The 16,277-nt window shown below is 60.0% G+C and carries 12 protein-coding genes; 7 read left to right on the top strand and 5 right to left on the bottom strand.

Annotated elements, in window-relative coordinates; genetic code table 11:
• Positions 1 to 115 precede the first annotated feature (115 nt).
• From NLY42_RS15695 to NLY42_RS15685, 3 genes are all read left to right on the top strand, one after another.
• Positions 116 to 319: a hypothetical protein gene (locus tag NLY42_RS15695; protein WP_023667962.1), complete on the top strand. Its 204-nt coding sequence runs from the start codon at positions 116 to 118 to the stop codon at positions 317 to 319.
• A 224-nt stretch (positions 320 to 543) separates the two neighbouring features.
• On the top strand, positions 544 to 798 hold the full coding sequence (locus NLY42_RS15690; RefSeq protein ID WP_023699977.1) for a hypothetical protein: 255 nt from the start codon (positions 544 to 546) through the stop codon (positions 796 to 798).
• A 313-nt stretch (positions 799 to 1,111) separates the two neighbouring features.
• Positions 1,112 to 2,086 (top strand): L,D-transpeptidase family protein, encoded by a 975-nt coding sequence (locus tag NLY42_RS15685; protein WP_023754492.1) that lies wholly within the window; start codon positions 1,112 to 1,114, stop codon positions 2,084 to 2,086.
• Positions 2,087 to 2,171: 85 nt separating this feature from the next.
• Here the strand turns inward: NLY42_RS15685 and NLY42_RS15680 are convergent, their stop codons facing one another.
• The 5 genes from NLY42_RS15680 to NLY42_RS15660 all read right to left on the bottom strand — a co-directional run bounded on the left by NLY42_RS15680 (position 2,172) and on the right by NLY42_RS15660 (position 9,212).
• Complete coding sequence (locus tag NLY42_RS15680) at positions 2,172 to 4,217, bottom strand: CHASE2 domain-containing protein (protein ID WP_081731580.1); 2,046 nt, start codon at positions 4,215 to 4,217, stop codon at positions 2,172 to 2,174.
• A 15-nt stretch (positions 4,218 to 4,232) separates the two neighbouring features.
• Positions 4,233 to 5,057, bottom strand: coding sequence for a FecR family protein (locus NLY42_RS15675; protein WP_031251132.1), 825 nt, complete (start codon positions 5,055 to 5,057; stop codon positions 4,233 to 4,235).
• Positions 5,054 to 6,268: a tetratricopeptide repeat protein gene (locus NLY42_RS15670; RefSeq protein ID WP_198024614.1), complete on the bottom strand. Its 1,215-nt coding sequence runs from the start codon at positions 6,266 to 6,268 to the stop codon at positions 5,054 to 5,056. The genes NLY42_RS15675 and NLY42_RS15670 overlap by 4 nt, the downstream gene beginning before the upstream one ends.
• Before the next feature lie 535 nt (positions 6,269 to 6,803).
• Entirely contained in the window at positions 6,804 to 7,991 is a 1,188-nt protein-coding gene (locus tag NLY42_RS15665; RefSeq protein WP_023736095.1) for a magnesium transporter, read from the bottom strand.
• A 504-nt stretch (positions 7,992 to 8,495) separates the two neighbouring features.
• Complete coding sequence (locus NLY42_RS15660) at positions 8,496 to 9,212, bottom strand: pentapeptide repeat-containing protein (RefSeq protein WP_023687777.1); 717 nt, start codon at positions 9,210 to 9,212, stop codon at positions 8,496 to 8,498.
• 1,444 nt (positions 9,213 to 10,656) lie between these two features.
• Here NLY42_RS15660 and NLY42_RS15655 point away from each other — a divergent pair.
• The 4 genes from NLY42_RS15655 to NLY42_RS15640 are packed head-to-tail and all read left to right on the top strand — an operon-like array spanning position 10,657 to position 16,239.
• Positions 10,657 to 12,105: a TolC family protein gene (locus NLY42_RS15655; RefSeq protein ID WP_023754495.1), complete on the top strand. Its 1,449-nt coding sequence runs from the start codon at positions 10,657 to 10,659 to the stop codon at positions 12,103 to 12,105.
• A 37-nt stretch (positions 12,106 to 12,142) separates the two neighbouring features.
• Positions 12,143 to 14,275, top strand: coding sequence for a type I secretion system permease/ATPase (locus NLY42_RS15650; protein ID WP_023691465.1), 2,133 nt, complete (start codon positions 12,143 to 12,145; stop codon positions 14,273 to 14,275).
• Positions 14,276 to 14,318: 43 nt separating this feature from the next.
• Entirely contained in the window at positions 14,319 to 15,608 is a 1,290-nt protein-coding gene (locus NLY42_RS15645; RefSeq protein ID WP_023744453.1) for an HlyD family type I secretion periplasmic adaptor subunit, read from the top strand.
• Positions 15,598 to 16,239: a ribbon-helix-helix domain-containing protein gene (locus NLY42_RS15640; protein WP_023754496.1), complete on the top strand. Its 642-nt coding sequence runs from the start codon at positions 15,598 to 15,600 to the stop codon at positions 16,237 to 16,239. Before NLY42_RS15645 ends, NLY42_RS15640 begins: the two co-directional genes overlap by 11 nt.
• Positions 16,240 to 16,277 lie beyond the last annotated feature (38 nt).

Below are 16,277 nucleotides of genomic sequence, written 5' to 3'. Positions count from 1 at the left end.
AGCGCCGCCACAGCGCAAGTTGTAGCATCTGCGGTGTCTCTGGTTCTCTGCGGCCACCGGCGGAACGGGTAGTAAGCAGGCGCGTTTCTCCAGCGTCAAGCTTGGAGAACATACCATGGATGACGAGCTGCGCCTGAAGTTACAAGAGCTGAGCCAAAGCATGCAAACGCGAGCGGCCGAACTTTCGACGCTCGGCGGCAGCGCAGACATAAGTACGGTGATGTCGGGGATCGCCGTCGCTCTGGAGGCGCTACTGGTGATTGCCGAAGAGATGAAAACGCCACGTTCCGGCCCTTCGGTCCTGCCCGACGCTACATGAACATCTCCGATCGTTTGGGAGAGGCTCCAGAGCGAGAGCGCCTACCGCTCACCAGCAAATCGCTCGCCGAGGAACTGGCTTTAATCCACATTCCGGGTTGGAGAGTGGAGAGCGCAATCTACTCGGTGGAGTACTCCAGGTGGGGTGAGCGTCGGCAGAAATGGATTTTGCACTCGACGATGCCTTTTGGGTAATCGGGGACGGCCTTAGGACGGAGGACCACGATGGCTTGGATGGCCGCAATTTGCCCGATTACAGATGAGCAGGCGCTCGTTAATTCGGAGACAGTTGGTGACATCCGGGAGTTTCGCTGTCCGAGTTGCGGCGACTTCAAAATCACGAACTCGGCCACCGCGATGTTCAAAGGCCTATCGGCAGAACAGAAGTTGGAGCGCTTCGAATACGCTAGAGCAATCGCGGGCGACAACGCGATCACAGTGACGACGGAACATGGATCTATCGATACCGAAGATCAATAGAATACCCGCCCGATAAGCCGGTTCCCAGCGCATCTCCTCACTTGCTGCCCTGAGACCATTTGACTGCCGGTCCAGGTAGTGGGCAGTTTGAAGGTAGAAGCTCACGTCAACATGGCCAGACCATTTTTACACTGCCGATCTGCGCGGCCAGCAACGCCTCTCGTGAGGGGCAAGGCATGGGCATCAAACGTCTCGGACCGGTCGGCAGCGTAAGGCTGGTTGCCTATGATCCCCTACCGGCGAATGGAACCAGATCTGCCACAGCGCGTCATAGAAGCAGATCAGGTGCGATTTAACGTAAGGAGTGAAATCGATGATCAGGCTCCTTCTCCTCCTCGCCATTGCACTCGCCTTCGCATGCGGCGGGACGGAGGCGGCCAAGCTGGACCTAGCCGCGGTAAATCAGGCGCAATTCTCCGCCGGCGATCCGAAAGGGCTCGATCCTGCCGTGCTGAAGGCGCAAATTTTTTTGGATCGTGCGCGCTTCTCACCGGGGCTCATCGACGGCCGCCTTGGAGAGAACTTCGCCAAGGCGGTCAAGGCCTTCCAGGCGTCGAACGGACTGGCGCCAGATGGCAAGCTCACCCAGGCGACTTGGGACAAGCTGATGGCAACCTCCACCAGCCCAGCTCTGATCACCTATGAACTGACCCGCAAAGATGTACGCGGCCCCTTCACCAAACGCATTCCGGGGCGCATGGTGAGGATGGCTCGCCTGAGAAGGCTTGGCTATCACGACTCGATCGAGAAGCTGGCGGAGCGCTTCCATGTGAGCGAACCATTGCTCAGGAGGCTAAACCCAGGCACCGGATTCAGGAAAGCTGGAACCACGCTGCTGGTACCAGATGTTGGCCGGGGTGAACCTCCCGCCACCATTGCCGGCGTCGAAGTCGACAAAGGCGCTCATCAGGTGCGCGTGCTCGACCCCTCCAATAAAGCGCTTGCCGTCTACCCTGCCTCGATCGGGAGCGACGAGAAGCCGGCACCAAGTGGGCAGGCAGAGATCCAAAGGGTGGTGCACAACCCGACCTATCACTACGATCCCGATTTTGCATTCAAGGGAGTCAAAACCAAGCGGCCCTTCACCATTGCTGCCGGCCCTAACAATCCCGTGGGATCAATCTGGATCGACCTCTCCATCGAAAGCTACGGCATTCACGGCACGCCCGAACCCGGCAAGATCGGGAAGACCTTCTCTCACGGCTGCATCAGGCTAACGAACTGGGATGCCGAGGACCTCGCCTCAATGGTGCACAAACATATGAAGGTGACTTTCAAGGACGAGTGACGCAAGCCGTCGCATCCCTCGATGTCGCCGAAACAAGATGTCCGTCGGTGCCCGTGACAATCGCATCCTGCGACCCGTTGGCCGATCAGCGCGTGCTTCGGGTTCGGGGTGCAACATCAAGCGGCGCCATTTGCACGGATGGCGGCGAACCAACCACCATGGCGGGGGCGCCAGATTGCTCACCACGTTGGCTCTCTAGTTCGCGGCTCATACCTTGTTGAGCAGCTTGCATCTCCGGAACGGTGAAAACCGGGACCTCGCCCTTGAAACCCTGGAGCTCAAAGGCGCCCGCCTGGACGACCGGCATCGATGCTCCTGCCGCAAAGCCGGGTCCAAGCACCAGGGGGATGCCCAGCTTCTTGGTCGTCGATTCGAGCCGTGCCGCGCGGTTCACGGGGGAGCCGATCGCGGTGTAATCGAAGCGCCGTTCGGAGCCGAAATTGCCTACCGAGCAGATGCCGGTCTCGATGGCGACGCCGATTTCGATGGAGCGATGGCCATCCGCGGTGAAGGCGGCGTCTTCGCGCCTCACCCGCTCGATAAGGGCCAGGCCCGCGTCGAGCGCACGCTCACGATGATCGGGTTGATCTAGCGGTGCGTTCCAGAAGGCCAGCACCGCATCGCCCATGAACTTGTCGATGGTGCCGTCGCGCTTGAGGATCTCATCGGTCGCAATGCCGAGGAAATGGTTGACCACCTTGGCGATCTCTTGGGTGTCGAGCTGTTCGCTCATGGTCGTGAAGCCACGTATGTCGCTGATCAAAATTGTGATCTCGCGCTTCTCGCCGGACAGGATTGCCTCGGTGTCCGAGCTTGCGAGGCGCTGCACCACGGAGGGCGACAGATATTGGGAGAACTGTCGCGTCAGGGTGGACCGGCGCTGCTCGCTGCGCCTGTAGAGGACATAGCCTTCGAAGCCCGCAACCATGATGGTTGCAAGCGCCGGCTGCAGCGGGTCATAGAGTGCACCCTGCAGGCTGTACTCGAGAGCGCCGAACACGAACGGCGTGACGGCCAGCAGCGCCAGGGAGATGGCGCCAAGCACGACACGCCCGGCGAGCACTCCAGAAAGCCCGATGAAAACGACGGCACTGAGGAGAAACCAGAGCCGCTCGAGCATACGCGCGTGCGCTGGCTCTGCCAGGAAGCGCCCGGCAAGCATCTGGCCGATCGCATCGGCGTGGATCTCCGCTCCTGGTCGCGCTGGACTCGTCGGCGTGGGCAGGTACTGCGTCAGGCCCACAGCCGACAGGTCGACAATGGCGATGGCGTCCCGCAGCCGCGGATCGCCATGGCCCGAAAGGATAGTGCTGGCAGACAGGCGAGGCGTGTCCGTGGCGGTTTCCCAGAGGCGGATGCTCCCCTCCGGCTCGAGCGGCACAATGGCGCCTGCCATCCTGAGTGCGTCGAACCCGGCTGCATTCATCCGGGCTGTGTAACCGTCCTGTCCAGCGTAAAGGCGCAGGAGCTCGAGTGCGAAAGACGGCCACAGCTGCGCGCGTTGAGGGGTATTGCGAAGCCAGAGCAGCGGCACATGGCGCAGTACGCCGTCGGGATCGGGCAAGGTGCGAATCACGCCGAGGCCTGCGGCGGCGTTCGAGAATTCGGCAAGCGAGCCGGTAAGACCGGTGAAGCCGGGGAGTGTATCGGGCACTTGCCCGACGATCGACCAGCCGGCTTTGGGTTCTGCTTCTGATACCGTCGCTTCATTGCCCAGGCTGACGGCAAGCGCCGTTCGACTTTTGGACAGCGCCGCTGCCAGGCGCTTGTCTCCGGCGATGCCCTCAGGCGAGGTGTCAGCCTCGGGGAGTACCAGCGCAAGCCCGACCACCGCCGCACCGGATTGCGTGATGCCATCGACCAGATCGGCCAAGAGGCCACGGTTCCAGGGCCATCGCCCATGTGCCTTGAGGCTGGCGTCGTCTATCGAGACGATCACGACAGGATTGCTCGTCGCCTGACGTGGGGCGAGAAACTGATAGAAGTCGTACGTCCGCTCACGCAGGCGCGACAACGGCCCGTCAAAAGCCAAATGGCAAGCGAGCAGCAGGAGCACGACCACAAGGCCGGATATTTTGCGCCTGCCGGCTTGCCGCCAATCAGCCCAGCGCCTACCGACCGAGTGGCTCATCTCGTGCAGCCAGGCCTAATCGCAGTTGTAGTAGTAGCAGCAACCCTCACCCTCACACTCGCCCCGCCGCCCCCCGCTGCCCGCAGGTGGCGTTGGGCTGTCAGGGAATTCCATGACCACTCCTGGCAGTGCGCCGTCCCTGGACCCGCAGACTTTGAGCGAGGAGCCTAGAGCGGACGCACAAATTGCGCTTACGTCCAACCCAGGACCCGGTGCGCCCGGCAGGCCAGTTCCCGCTATCCGGTCGATACTGTCCAAGATCGGGAAGGCGTCGATGCCGCCGTAGCCGGCCAGAAGCTTGCCATCGTCCGACGTGCAGGCGTAGCCCGGGTTCGTGATGACCAGCCGTTTGCCATTGATCGTGCAGGTCATACGGCCGGCGCGCAATATGCCGACGGTCTGGCCGGCTGCCACCAGCACTTCGATGATGCCGCCTCTCGCTCCGAGCACCATGTGCGGCGTCGCAACCTGCATGACGCCCCCTTTCGAAACCTGGCCGCCATAAAAACGGGCCAGGCCGCTGTTCATCCCGATGTCGATCTTTCCCGACCCGGAGCCCGGATTGTAGACGAACTCATCGATCGTCAGGCTGGTGTTTGGACCAATCTTGGCGCTCGATTCATCCCGGAACACCAGCATTCCGAGACCGGTGGGATTGCTGCGCAACTGGTCGCCGAGTTCGACGCCGGCGCCAACGTTCATCGTCCCGCCGTTATTGCGGACGATGATGGTCTGATAGGCCGTCATCGACCCGACCGTCTCAGCAGCGGATGGTGCCGCGAAGGCGAGGCAGGCGATAAAAACGACGATCTGATGATACCTCATCGCGGCCTCTTTCAATTGAGCGTCAACGTATAGCTCATGAGCATTTCGAACGATTTTCGGTCGCGGTTGGCGAGGGCGAAGTTGGTTTTGCGGTAGGCGAGATCGACGCTGATCTTCTGCGCTTCCGTCAGCTGAAAATCGCTTTCCGAGGCAATGCGCCAGAAGTCGCTCTTGATATTTGTGCCGATGCCGACGGACAGATCGGGAGTGTCGCTGTGGCCGGCCGATAAGGCGATCTGGTGCGACCATGCGAAAAAATCCGGTACGTTCATCAACAGGCCGCCATAGCGGACCTCGCCCGTATAGCTGCGGCTGATTTCGCCCGATCCGGAAGCGAAGTCATTCGAGCCGACAAAGCGCAAGCCGAGCGCCTGGCCATTGAGGAAGCGGTAGCTGCCGCCTGCCTCATAGAAGACCCTGCTATCCGCGAAAATGCCTTGCGAGGCGCTTAGATCGATGTAGCCGCCACCGGCGAAGAGCGTCGTCTCGACCGTCGGGCGAACGACGAAACGTCCACTGAGGCCGATGCCGGTTTCGTAAATGTCGCTGTCGAAACGATCCGTAACGGTAAACGCGGAAAGCAGCAGGCGCAGCGAATCGATCCCGCTGTTGGGCAGTCCCTTGTCCCAGGTAATCGCTGCGTTGCCGTGGATAAAAGTCTTCTCGCCACCCGGAACCGACAGGTCTTCCGTGAAAAGACGCTCAGTCGCGGTCAACGACCCCGAAAGAACGAGCGCGTCGGCACTTGGCGTGCCGAGGTCCCACCGCACAAAACCTTCCGCCTGCCCGTAAGGCGAGACGAAGCTGTCGTCGTCTTGCGCCCCGCCTGGCTCAAAATCGGTGAATGCGCTGAATACGCCGCCGGTCAGGGCGAGTTCCCAGGTGACGCCACGCAACGCGCGCTCGATGCGGGCGAGCAGGCGAACAGCTTCCTGTTGCTCACTTGCGGTCAGACCCCCGACTTCGATGCCGTACTGCACCTGCCGCCGGGCCAATTCATAGGACCCGACATGGTAATACAACCGGCTGGCCGCAAGCCGGGCGCGCGCATCGCGGGGGTACTGGATCAGATACTGCTCGATCGAGGAGATCGCCTGATCGTATTGCCCAGCGTTGACCGCAACCGTGACGAATTGGGCGAGCGTTCCATTGTCGGCCGGACTGGCGATGCGGGCCGCAAACGCATCGTCATAGGCCCCAAAAAGACCTTGTGCGCCGGCCGGCAACACGCCGGCACAAAGCAGCGCTGCGGCGAAGCCGAAGATCGTTCGAAACGAAGATTGCATGCCGAGAACCCACCCCAAACCCGACTAGTGCGAGGGATTTAGCACGACTGCAAGAAAAAGGCGACTGAACGGTCGCCGGACTTATGCGAGTCCTCAGCAGCTGTTGCAGCTGCGCAACAAGATATCGGGTTTATTCCTATTTCGGCTGCGCTGATTGTCAAAAACTCTTCTCAACATTGCTGCACGTGATTGAAGTATTTGGCCCAAGGCTTAACAAAATCAAATCTCATCAGTAGTGGATCGCACAGCCGACAAGATTAATATTGGATGGGCGATCCTGCGTATCTGGTCACCAGGCTTCAAGGTCACCCACGGCTTCTCCAAAGGCCTTCCGTCGCGTTTCGCAAGGGACGGAGAGCTGGCGGAGGTGCTTCTCACGAGGCGTGTGCGATTCGGCCCGGGTCTTGCAATTTCTTTGAACGCGAGGTCAGCTCATTGCCTCAACGCCCAGGGACGCGTCACCGCACGCAGCTTGCTACAGCACGAGCATGGTGGCCAGCCCCAGCATCAGGCCCATGCCTACAATATCGGTCACGGTGGTGAGGAAGATCGCCGAGGCGACCGCCGGATCGGCGCCTACCCGGCGCAGGCCCAACGGGATCAGCACGCCGGAGATGCCGGACATGAGGCACGATCCGGACATGGCAAGCAGGATCACAAGTGCCAGCATCGGCGCCTGCGCCGCCGACGCCGGTTGCCTCGAGGCATAGAACCACATCGCCGCAGCCGCAACAACGCCGACGAGCACGCCGTTGGCGGCCGCGAGCGCGCCCTCTCTCATCACCAAGTGCAGCTTCGGTCGTTTGTCCACATCCCCCAGGGCAAGGCCACGCAGCGTCATAGCCAGTGCCTGGCAGCCGGTGTTTCCGCTCTGCCCGGCCAAGACCGGGAGAAACGCCGCCAGAGCGACGATCTTCTCGATCGTGCCTGTGAACGAACTGACCACGAATGCGGCCATGAAGGCCGTCAGGAGATTCAACTGCAGCCACGGATGACGCTTCAGGAAGGCTGAAAACAGCGGCGTAAAAGAGCGCTCCTCCTTCTGGAGGCCTACCATCTGGCCAGACTGGGCGGAAATCTCGATGATTTGCTGCTCGAACAATCGCCAGCCGCGAACCTGCCCGAGCAGCCGGTTCTCCGCATCCACCACCGGATAGACAGGATAGTGACGCCGTACCGCCGCCTTGCATGCGTTACTCAAAGAGAGACCGACATCAAGAGCGAACGGCCTGGGCAGCATGATGTGATCGACAATCGCGTCGGGTTCGCTCAGCATCAGATCGCGCAGGACCGCTAGGCCAACCAGTCTATTGCCCTCGTCCGTGACGTAGAGATAAGTGAGCTCGGTCGGCACCTGGGCGCCTCTGACAGCTTCCACCGCGGCAGCAACCGTCGTCCCGACAGGAACGCTGGCGGGGATCGGGTCCATCACGTCGACGAGCGACTCGGGGATCGCGAAACCCATCTCACCGTCATGAGAGCTGATGGGCCGCATATGCAGTGGCAAATGCTCGGCCACCTTACGGGCGTGCCCGTCCGGCAACAGCTTTAGTGTGTCGCGGATGAACTCGGGAGACTCTCTAGCGAGCAATTCAGCTGCGTCATCAGGTGCTCGAGCACGCAGCGTGCGCACCAACTTCTGAACGCCGGTCTCTTCGTTCATTTGCTATGGCCCCCCAATTGGAAAGTGAAAAAGTTGTGAAGTATCGGATCGCACCGGGGCGGAAATACGACAGCTTCTTCCGGCCCCAGCAGTCCGCCTTGTGGTTGTCGCAAGCGCCGCCTGCACACTCCTAGCTTGAGAAGGCAAAGCAGACGTCTACATTTTGGGCGTGCCTTCGGTCAGGTCAGCATGGGAGTGTCCGCGCTACTTCCCTCGCTTTTCAATCTTTAGATTTGGGAGGTCGGGTCGCTTGGATACCACACCGGCCTCCTTCAAGGCTGTGTATCCAACCTTTTTGAGGAGCTTCTCTGTTTTGGCGCGCTCCTTGTCCAGAGCGGTATCACCTTTGACCTTGGGCATCCGTCCTCCATTTGGTCGTTGTCGTTCGCCGGTAAATGAGATTGCCGGAAATGTCCCGCAGTGTCGTGCTTTGACCCGCGGCCGAGGACTGAATTGAGGCGCTTTGCCGCCCGGCAGCCTTTGGGCGGGAAGCGGACGGGCGGGCTATTCCTGCTGGAATTGACAGGGCCAATCTTCTGGCCTCGTCATGCCAGAAGGCAACTCGGTCCGGGCGTCTCCACAAGCCATGTTGAGCTGCCACTGGGACAGACCCGCCGAATTGGATAGATCGAGGCCCTCGATACGGGTCAGAAAGAAAAAAGCGCCGTCAAAGTCTATCGGTGCGGTGAACTTCGCTCCTCGGAAATCCGCCCGCGCGAGATTGGCAAACGAAAAGTGGCTGCCGCTGATATCGGCGTCATGGAACTGTGCACGCCCCAATTCCGCCTTTGTGAAATCAACATTGACCAGATTGGCGTTCTGGAAATTCGAGCGCTGCACTTCCGCGCCCGTAAACACAGCGCCCTGCGCGTCCATCTGGCTGAAGTCGGTCCTGTACGCCTCGATTTTGTCGAACCGGGCGCCTTTGGCGGTCGAGCCGGCCAGGGAAGCGCGCACAAGCGTTGCCTTCTCAAAATTTGCCGCAAGGAGATTGCTGTTCCTGAGGTCGGTCGAAGTGAAATCAACACCGAACAGGTTTGCCCCGCTCAGGTCCTGTCCTTCCAGGATGAGAAGCTTTTTGTCACACTCCTGCCAATTGACGCCAGGCGTCGCGGCTGCGTAGCAATCCTGAGCGGCGGTGGCGTTTTGCCAAGCCAATACAGTGCAAACCGCCAGAACCAAGCCGGATCCGCCGTAAGCTCTGGTTCGTCTCAAAGTCATTGTTGCTGGACCCCTCTGCTACTCGTCGACAATCAGCCTTACCACATCTGCTGACACTCGAGCCACGGTAACGACCGCCGTCACAGTTGCGCATCAACGATCCGCCGATAGCCAGCGGCAGCTTGCGAAATTATCGAGAGGTGGGGAAAAGCTTTGACGGTAGAGTGCTTTTTCGCGGATGCGATCACAAAACAAAGAGTTCGGCGTAAGCCGTGAGTTATTGGTGGGCCCGGAGGGCGAACGGAAATTGTTGATTTTGCTGGATTTTGGTGGGCCAAAATCTGAAAGGTCCCGTATCATCCCGTATGCTCCCGCGACCCCAAACTGCCGACCATAGCTGACCTCGTTTTGCAAACGTTGGGAGACAGGGTCCAGAACGGCGGAAATGGGGACGGTTGCAGATCGGCAGCTGTGGCAACAGCGCGCGACCAGCTGACGGTCTAGCGCCTCGATGTGGCCGATGAGACTTGGGAAGTAACAAACAAGCGGCAGCTTGCAGGCAGTTGTGATCGGTGGAATGGATTTACGAGTCGAGGCGCCGGACCAGGACCGGCTCACTTGCCTCGAAGTTCAGCCTGTTGGAATGGCGCGGAGGAACGAGTAGTGGTATCTAACGAGCCGGCGGCCCTCGATGTTTGACCGCGCTCGTCCTGCAACTCTCGTATGTCGTCCCGCAAAGTGGTGGCGCAACCGACCACTTCGTTCCGCATTGTTTAAACAGCGTATGACTCAATTCCAGTCAGATTTTTTTCTGAGCTGCGAAAAGGCGGACACTAACCGTCAAAAAAATTGCGCTTTTGATTTTAACGGAAAATCGCCGCAAGAACTATTTTGAGGTTTCACCAGCTATCGGGTTCAATGGAGCGATTTTTGGACCTTGCGGCATTCGATGGCCTACAGAACCGCCTCAAAAAGTACCGTCACCTCTTCGGTTGACCGAGTCGTTGATCGGCCGTCATATGAGCCCTATGCTGGCACGCTGGCCAGTGAAGCAGTTGTCGGCCTTTATTCGCCGGCTCAGGGATTTATGCCCACGCTTCAGGTCGAAGAAAGACCGGGGTGTCGGTTCCAGGCTCTGGCAAGCGGGCTAAGATTGTCCTGCCGATTGTAGCCGCCAACCAAGATGTTGTCGGTCACCTCGCTGAAAAATACACCCAGAAATAGTCAAGCTATCAGGAGCAAATAGGTCGTAAGGTGGCCTTGCGGTCCTCCTTCCCGGAGCGGTTTCGCTTGCCTGTTCAAACTCGGACGGCTGTTACTCAAAAACCGCAGTGGGTATTTTATGTGCCATTTTTGCGACATTCTATAGAATTTTGCTTGAATTTAGCGTTTTAGCGGTCACTAAATCAATAAGTGCTCCCATATTTTGCAAATTTGTGAACAATCACGGTTGAGTTGTAACGCCTGGCAATAATGGCGCAGGGGAACGTTGGGGTGGGGTGAAATGAATACGACAACTATGTCGGCGATAGGCAAGCGCCTCGGCCTGCTGACGACGGTCGCCATATTGAGTTGTGGGAATGCTCACGCGCTCACTCTCCAGGAGGCGATGGCGGTTGCGGTGGAGTCCAACCCCGAAATTGGCCAAGCGATCGAAAACCGCGAAGCAATCGAATTCGAGCTACGCCAAGCGAAGGGACTTTATCTTCCCAGCGTCGATGTCGAGGCGTCGGCGGGGGTTCGTCGTCTCGACAATTCCTCCCGGCGTTCGCTGTCCATAGAGGATGACGCGCTCTATCCGGCGGAAGCCGATGTCGTTGTCACGCAGACGCTTTATGACAGCGGCGCAAGGCGGGCGGAACTGAACCGTCAGGCGTCGCGGGTCGACGGCGCATCGTTCCGGGTGCTGGAACGGTCTGAATTCATTGGACTGTCTGTCGTCCAGGACTATCTCGAATACATGCTGCAGGCTTCGATCGTTTCGGAAGCGAAGAAGAATCTGGGCTTTCACCAGGCAATCCTCGGCGACATCCGGCAAGGTATTGCAGGCGGCGCGTTGAACGAGGCTGATCGCCAGCAGGCCGAGGAGCGGCTGTTCGCTGCCAAGGCACGTATGCAGGAGGCGACCGAAGAACTGGAGGCTTCCAAGATACGGTTCTTCAAGACGGTCGGTAAGCCGCTGACCAACGCGTCAAGGCCAGGCGATGTCTCGAGCGCGCTGCCAAGGTCGCTCGACGACGCGCTAGGGCTGGCGCGACAGAACAATCCGCGCGTCCACATGGCCAACAGCGATATCGACGCCGCCGCCTCCCTGGTGGATGCGGCGCGGGCGAAATTCGGGCCCTCCGTCATCGCCGAAGGCCGCGCCCGCGGCGGCTATGACATCGACGGCGACGATGGCGACGCTAGCGACCTGCAGGCGCGGCTGGTGCTGCGCTGGAACCTCTATCGCGGCGGCATCGACAAAGCCAACGAGCAAGAGCAGGTCCGCCGCACCAGCGAGCAGCGCCTTGTGCTGCACCAGGTTCTGCGCGAGATCGAGGAAGCCGTCCGTACGTCATGGGATCGCCGCTTCCGGCAGGCCGATCTGGCAAAGACATTGAAGCTTCAGGCTGCCGCCAACGAAAGGCTGGTGGCGTCCTATCGCGAGCAGTTCAAGGTCGGACAGCGCTCGCTGCTCGACGTGCTCGACGCGCAGAACACGCGGTTCAACACAGCTACGCTTGCCGACACCGCATCCTACGCGTCGCTTTTCGCGCAGTACCGGCTGCTGGCGGCAACCGGGCAGTTGCTGAAGACCATGAATCTTCAGCCGGCAAAACAGGCCACCGCCTATGCCAAGGCCGAGTTCAATGCGCCTGAAACGGCCGACACCGAAACGTATGCGCGCACGCCGTCGGAGCAGACGAACGATCTGCCTTTCGACATCCTCGCACCGGTAAGAAAGAAGTAGGAAGGTCAAGGACGAACGATAGTCCTGCGGGCTGATCGTGAACCCACAACCCAAAATCCTCTCCCCAAAAGAGGCGTTCAAGGCCTGCTTCTCCGCTGTTGCCGGGTACCTCGGCAGGCCGAGTTCCGAGACCGTGCTGTTTGCCGGCGTGCCGCTGTCAGACACCCGCATCGATATCGACGCCATCCGGCATCTTGCCGAACGCATCGGTCTTGAAATCACGGAATTCAGCCATCGCGACTTTCTTCGCGGACGCATCGACCTTCCCGCCATTCTGTTTCGCGTCAGCCAGTTGCCGGTTGCGCTGCTTGCCCAGACCGAGGACGGTGGATTTACGACCGCTCCCCAGGAAGACGGGCGCACCACAATTAGCAAATCCGAGTTTTCCGGAAGTTATATAAGTGGCGGCGTTTCCTTCTCGATAACCTATGCCAACGCAGTAGAGGCGATGAGCGTCGGTTCGGCGGCCAAGATCGAGCGGCGACATTGGCTGACCGGCACGATGGGGCCGTTCTGGCGCACCTATTCGAAGGTCATCCTGTCGGCGGTATTCATCAATCTGCTGGCTCTTGCCTCACCGATCTTCACCATGAACGTCTACGACAGGATCTTGCCGAACAAGGCGATATCGACGCTCTGGGTGCTGTCGATCGGGATCGGCGCGGTCATTCTGTTCGACCTGCTCTTGAAGACCGCCAGAGCGTCACTGATCGACTATGCCGGGCGCAAGGCCGATCTTCGCATCTCCTATATGCTTTTCGAGAAGGTGCTGAACTCGTCCTTGTCGGCAAGGCCCGGCTCAACCGGCGAATATGCAAATCGGGTGACCCAGTACGAGTTCGTGCGCGAGTTTTTCACGTCGAACACCATCAGCGTCTTCATCGACACAGCCTTCGTCTTCGTCTTTCTTCTTGTCATCTATGCGATAGGCGGTTGGCTGGTCGTCATACCGGCCATTGCCTTTGTCGCCTCGGTGATCGTCGGGCTGATCACGCAACGGCGCATCGGCAAACGCGTTGCCGCTTCCATGAACGAGGCTTCGCAGCGCCAGGCCCTGCTGGTGGAATCCATCTCCACGCTGGAAACGATCAAATCGCTGCGGGCAGAGGCGTACCTTCTGCGAAAATGGGCGGAGCATTCCAAGAACGCATCCAACACGTCCGAGAAGATCAAACAGCTTTCGGCTGCCGCCGGCAACATAACGCAAGCCATCCAGCAGATGGTCACCGTCGCTTTGATCGTGGCCGGCGCCTATGCCTTTTCGGAAGGGCATGTCTCGACCGGCGCCATCATCGGCACCGTCATGCTGGCGGGCCGGGCGGTGGCCCCGCTTGGGCAGATTGCGATCACCTTGTCCAGACTTCGCCAGGCGATGCTGTCCCTGCGAATGGTGAATTCGATCATGGCGCAGCCTGAGGATCGGCCGGACACGGTTGGTTTCGTCAACCGCCCCATTCGCAACGGTGCAATGGCATTCAGGAACGTCGGCTTTGTCTACCCGGGTTCCGAAAACGAAGTGCTGACCGGCCTGAATTTCTCGGTGAAGCCCGGTGAGCGGATTGGCATCATCGGCCGCATAGGCTCGGGAAAGACGACCATGGGGAGGCTGATCGGCAGGCTTTTCCTGCCGACCTCCGGCGAGCTGCTGCTGGACGGGATCGACATCCGCCAATACCACCCATCTGAGGTTCGCGCCGCGGTCGGGATCGTCGCGCAAGCCAACGATCTGTTTTCCGGCACCATCAAGGAAAATCTCCTGATGGCGTGCCCGGAGGCGACCGATGAGCAGATCGTCGAGGCGGCCAAGGCTGCCGGCGTCGACGACTTCGTCTCCCGCCATCCGCGAGGCTACGACATGAATGTCGGCGAGCGCGGCACCAATCTCTCGGGCGGTCAGAGGCAGACAATGGCAATTGCCCGCCTGTTGCTGACCAAACCGAAAATCGTGTTCCTGGACGAGCCGTCCGGCTCGATGGATCTGGCTTCCGAGCGCCAGCTGATCAAGCAGCTCAAAGTGGCTTTCGATCGCAACACGACCCTGATCGTATCGACGCACCGCTTCAGCATGCTCGAGCTGGCCGACCGCCTGATCGTCATCGAGCAGGGCAAGATCGTTGCCGATGGACCGAAAGACCAGGTGATACAAGCGCTGCAGAAAACAAGCGCCTGACGAACAGAATTATGCGTGAACACAGCACGTTGGGACGTGGTAAATGCTAGCCAGGGAAGACCGTCCGCCGCTTTTTGCGTCGGCTTCGATATTCATTATCGGAGCGCTTTTTGCGAGTTCGGTAGCCTGGGCATCCTTCGCCGAGGTCGATGAAATCGCACGCGGCGACGGCAAGATCATACCGGCGTCGAAGACCCAGATCATCCAGGCCAGCGAGCCGGGCGTGGTTCAGGAAATCGCCGTGACGATCGGTCAGGTCGTCAAGAAGAATGACCTCATCATTCGTCTCGACAACACCTTCAACACTTCCAGCCTTGGCGAGCAGCAGGCCAAGGCGCGGGCATTGCAGACGCGCATTGCACGGCTCAAATTCGAACAGACCGGAAGTCTAGAGGGCGCGTTTCCCTGCCCGCCCGAGATCCAGAAGGTGGCGCCGGAAATCTGCGACAACGAGCAGAAGCTGCTAATCGCGCGGCGCGACAACTTCGAAGTCAAACTGTCGGTTCTCAAGTCGCGCCTCGATCAGCGTGAGAAGGAACTCGACGAAGCCAACGCCAATGCCGATCGCCTCACCAAGAACCTGGCCGTCAGCGACCAGGAGGCGAAGCTGGTCGAAGCGATGGTCAAGAAGGGCCTGATGGCGCGAACCGAGCAGCTCCGCGTCGAGCGCGAGCAGACCGAGCTCAATGGTCAGCTGACGCTTGCCGGAGAGACCATCAAGAAAGCCAGGTCTGCCATCACGGAAGCCAAGCTTCAGGTCGACGAACTTGGCCTCCAGCTGCAACAGGAAGCGCTCAGCGATCTGACGCAGGCGCTGGCCGATCTCTCGGTGGTGGACGAGACGATACGCGGTGCCACCGACAAGGTGGCGCGTACCGATATCCGTTCGCCTGTCGATGGTATCGTCAACACGCTTGACATCAATACGGTCGGCGCCTTCGTCCAGCCCGGCGCGGTCGTCGCGGGTATCGTGCCGACGTCCGAGACCCTGCTGGTCGAAGCCCGGGTCTCACCGCGGGACGTCGCCTTCATCCGGCCGGGCCAGGATGCCCTGATCAAGGTGACCGCCTATGACTTCTCGATCTTCGGCGGCATCGAAGGCAAGGTCTCGAACATCACTGCCGACAGCCTGGTCGACCAGAAGACCGGCGAACCCTATTATCAGGTCCGTGTCGCCACCGACAAATCGACCCTGACACGCGACGGCAAGACCTATTCGATCATCCCCGGCATGATCTGTTCGGTCGACATCAAGACCGGACGCAAAACGATTCTCACCTACCTTATGAAGCCGATCAACAAGGCGCGAGAGGAGGCAATGAGTGAGCGATAGCGCGGTCTCCCTTCCTGCCGATCGCGACCGGCTGCTGCCACCGCTGGCGGCAGAGGATTTCGGACTGGAGTTCCGGGTTGTGGCGCGTGGCGGCATGCGCCGCGGCATTCGTCTGGAACGGGCGTTCTGGACATCGCTGAAGCAGATGGCGGAAAGCCGCAAATGCACGATCGGCACACTGATCGAGGAAATTGCAGAGGGCCACGCCAACGCCGGAAACCTGACATCGGCAATTCGCGTAGCCTGCATGCGTGGATTGGCCGACCAAAACCTCACCTTGCAGAGGCTCGCGTCGATCAAGACCATCAGCGCCATTCTCGTCGCATGTCCCTCGCCGGCCTTTGCCCTGGCATCGTCGAAGAAGATCCTGACCTTCAATGCGCCGTTCCAGCAACTGGTGCGGCGGCAATTGCCGGTGGCGCCGAACGAGGACGCGCGCCAGGATCTCAAGCTGGCGCTGGACCTCAATGTCGCCGACATATTCGCTAGGCTCGACGCCAATGGCGAGACGCCGGTCGCGACCGGTTTCGTCATAGGCGCCGGCGACCGCCGCTACCGCGGTCAACTGAGCGCGGTGCGGGCGCCGGTGGTCGAGCCGGAACTGCTGATGGCGTTCGTCTTCGGCGGCTAGAGCAATTCCGGGAAAAGTGTGAGCGGTTTCCGTGGAAA

The organism is Mesorhizobium sp. C372A, from assembly GCF_030323245.1.
GTDB lineage: Bacteria > Pseudomonadota > Alphaproteobacteria > Rhizobiales > Rhizobiaceae > Mesorhizobium.
This window is presented reverse-complemented; position numbering and strand designations above follow the sequence as displayed.

Bases quoted from the DNA above. Each gene is read 5' to 3' on its own strand.
- NLY42_RS15695 (WP_023667962.1), top strand. From the start codon at position 116: ATGGATGACGAGCTGCGCCTGAAGTTACAAGAGCTGAGCCAAAGCATG.
- NLY42_RS15690 (WP_023699977.1), top strand. From the start codon at position 544: ATGGCTTGGATGGCCGCAATTTGCCCGATTACAGATGAGCAGGCGCTC.
- NLY42_RS15685 (WP_023754492.1), top strand. From the start codon at position 1,112: ATGATCAGGCTCCTTCTCCTCCTCGCCATTGCACTCGCCTTCGCATGC.
- NLY42_RS15680 (WP_081731580.1), bottom strand. From the start codon at position 4,217: ATGAGCCACTCGGTCGGTAGGCGCTGGGCTGATTGGCGGCAAGCCGGC.
- NLY42_RS15665 (WP_023736095.1), bottom strand. From the start codon at position 7,991: ATGAACGAAGAGACCGGCGTTCAGAAGTTGGTGCGCACGCTGCGTGCT.
- NLY42_RS15660 (WP_023687777.1), bottom strand. From the start codon at position 9,212: ATGACTTTGAGACGAACCAGAGCTTACGGCGGATCCGGCTTGGTTCTG.
- NLY42_RS15655 (WP_023754495.1), top strand. From the start codon at position 10,657: ATGAATACGACAACTATGTCGGCGATAGGCAAGCGCCTCGGCCTGCTG.
- NLY42_RS15645 (WP_023744453.1), top strand. From the start codon at position 14,319: ATGCTAGCCAGGGAAGACCGTCCGCCGCTTTTTGCGTCGGCTTCGATA.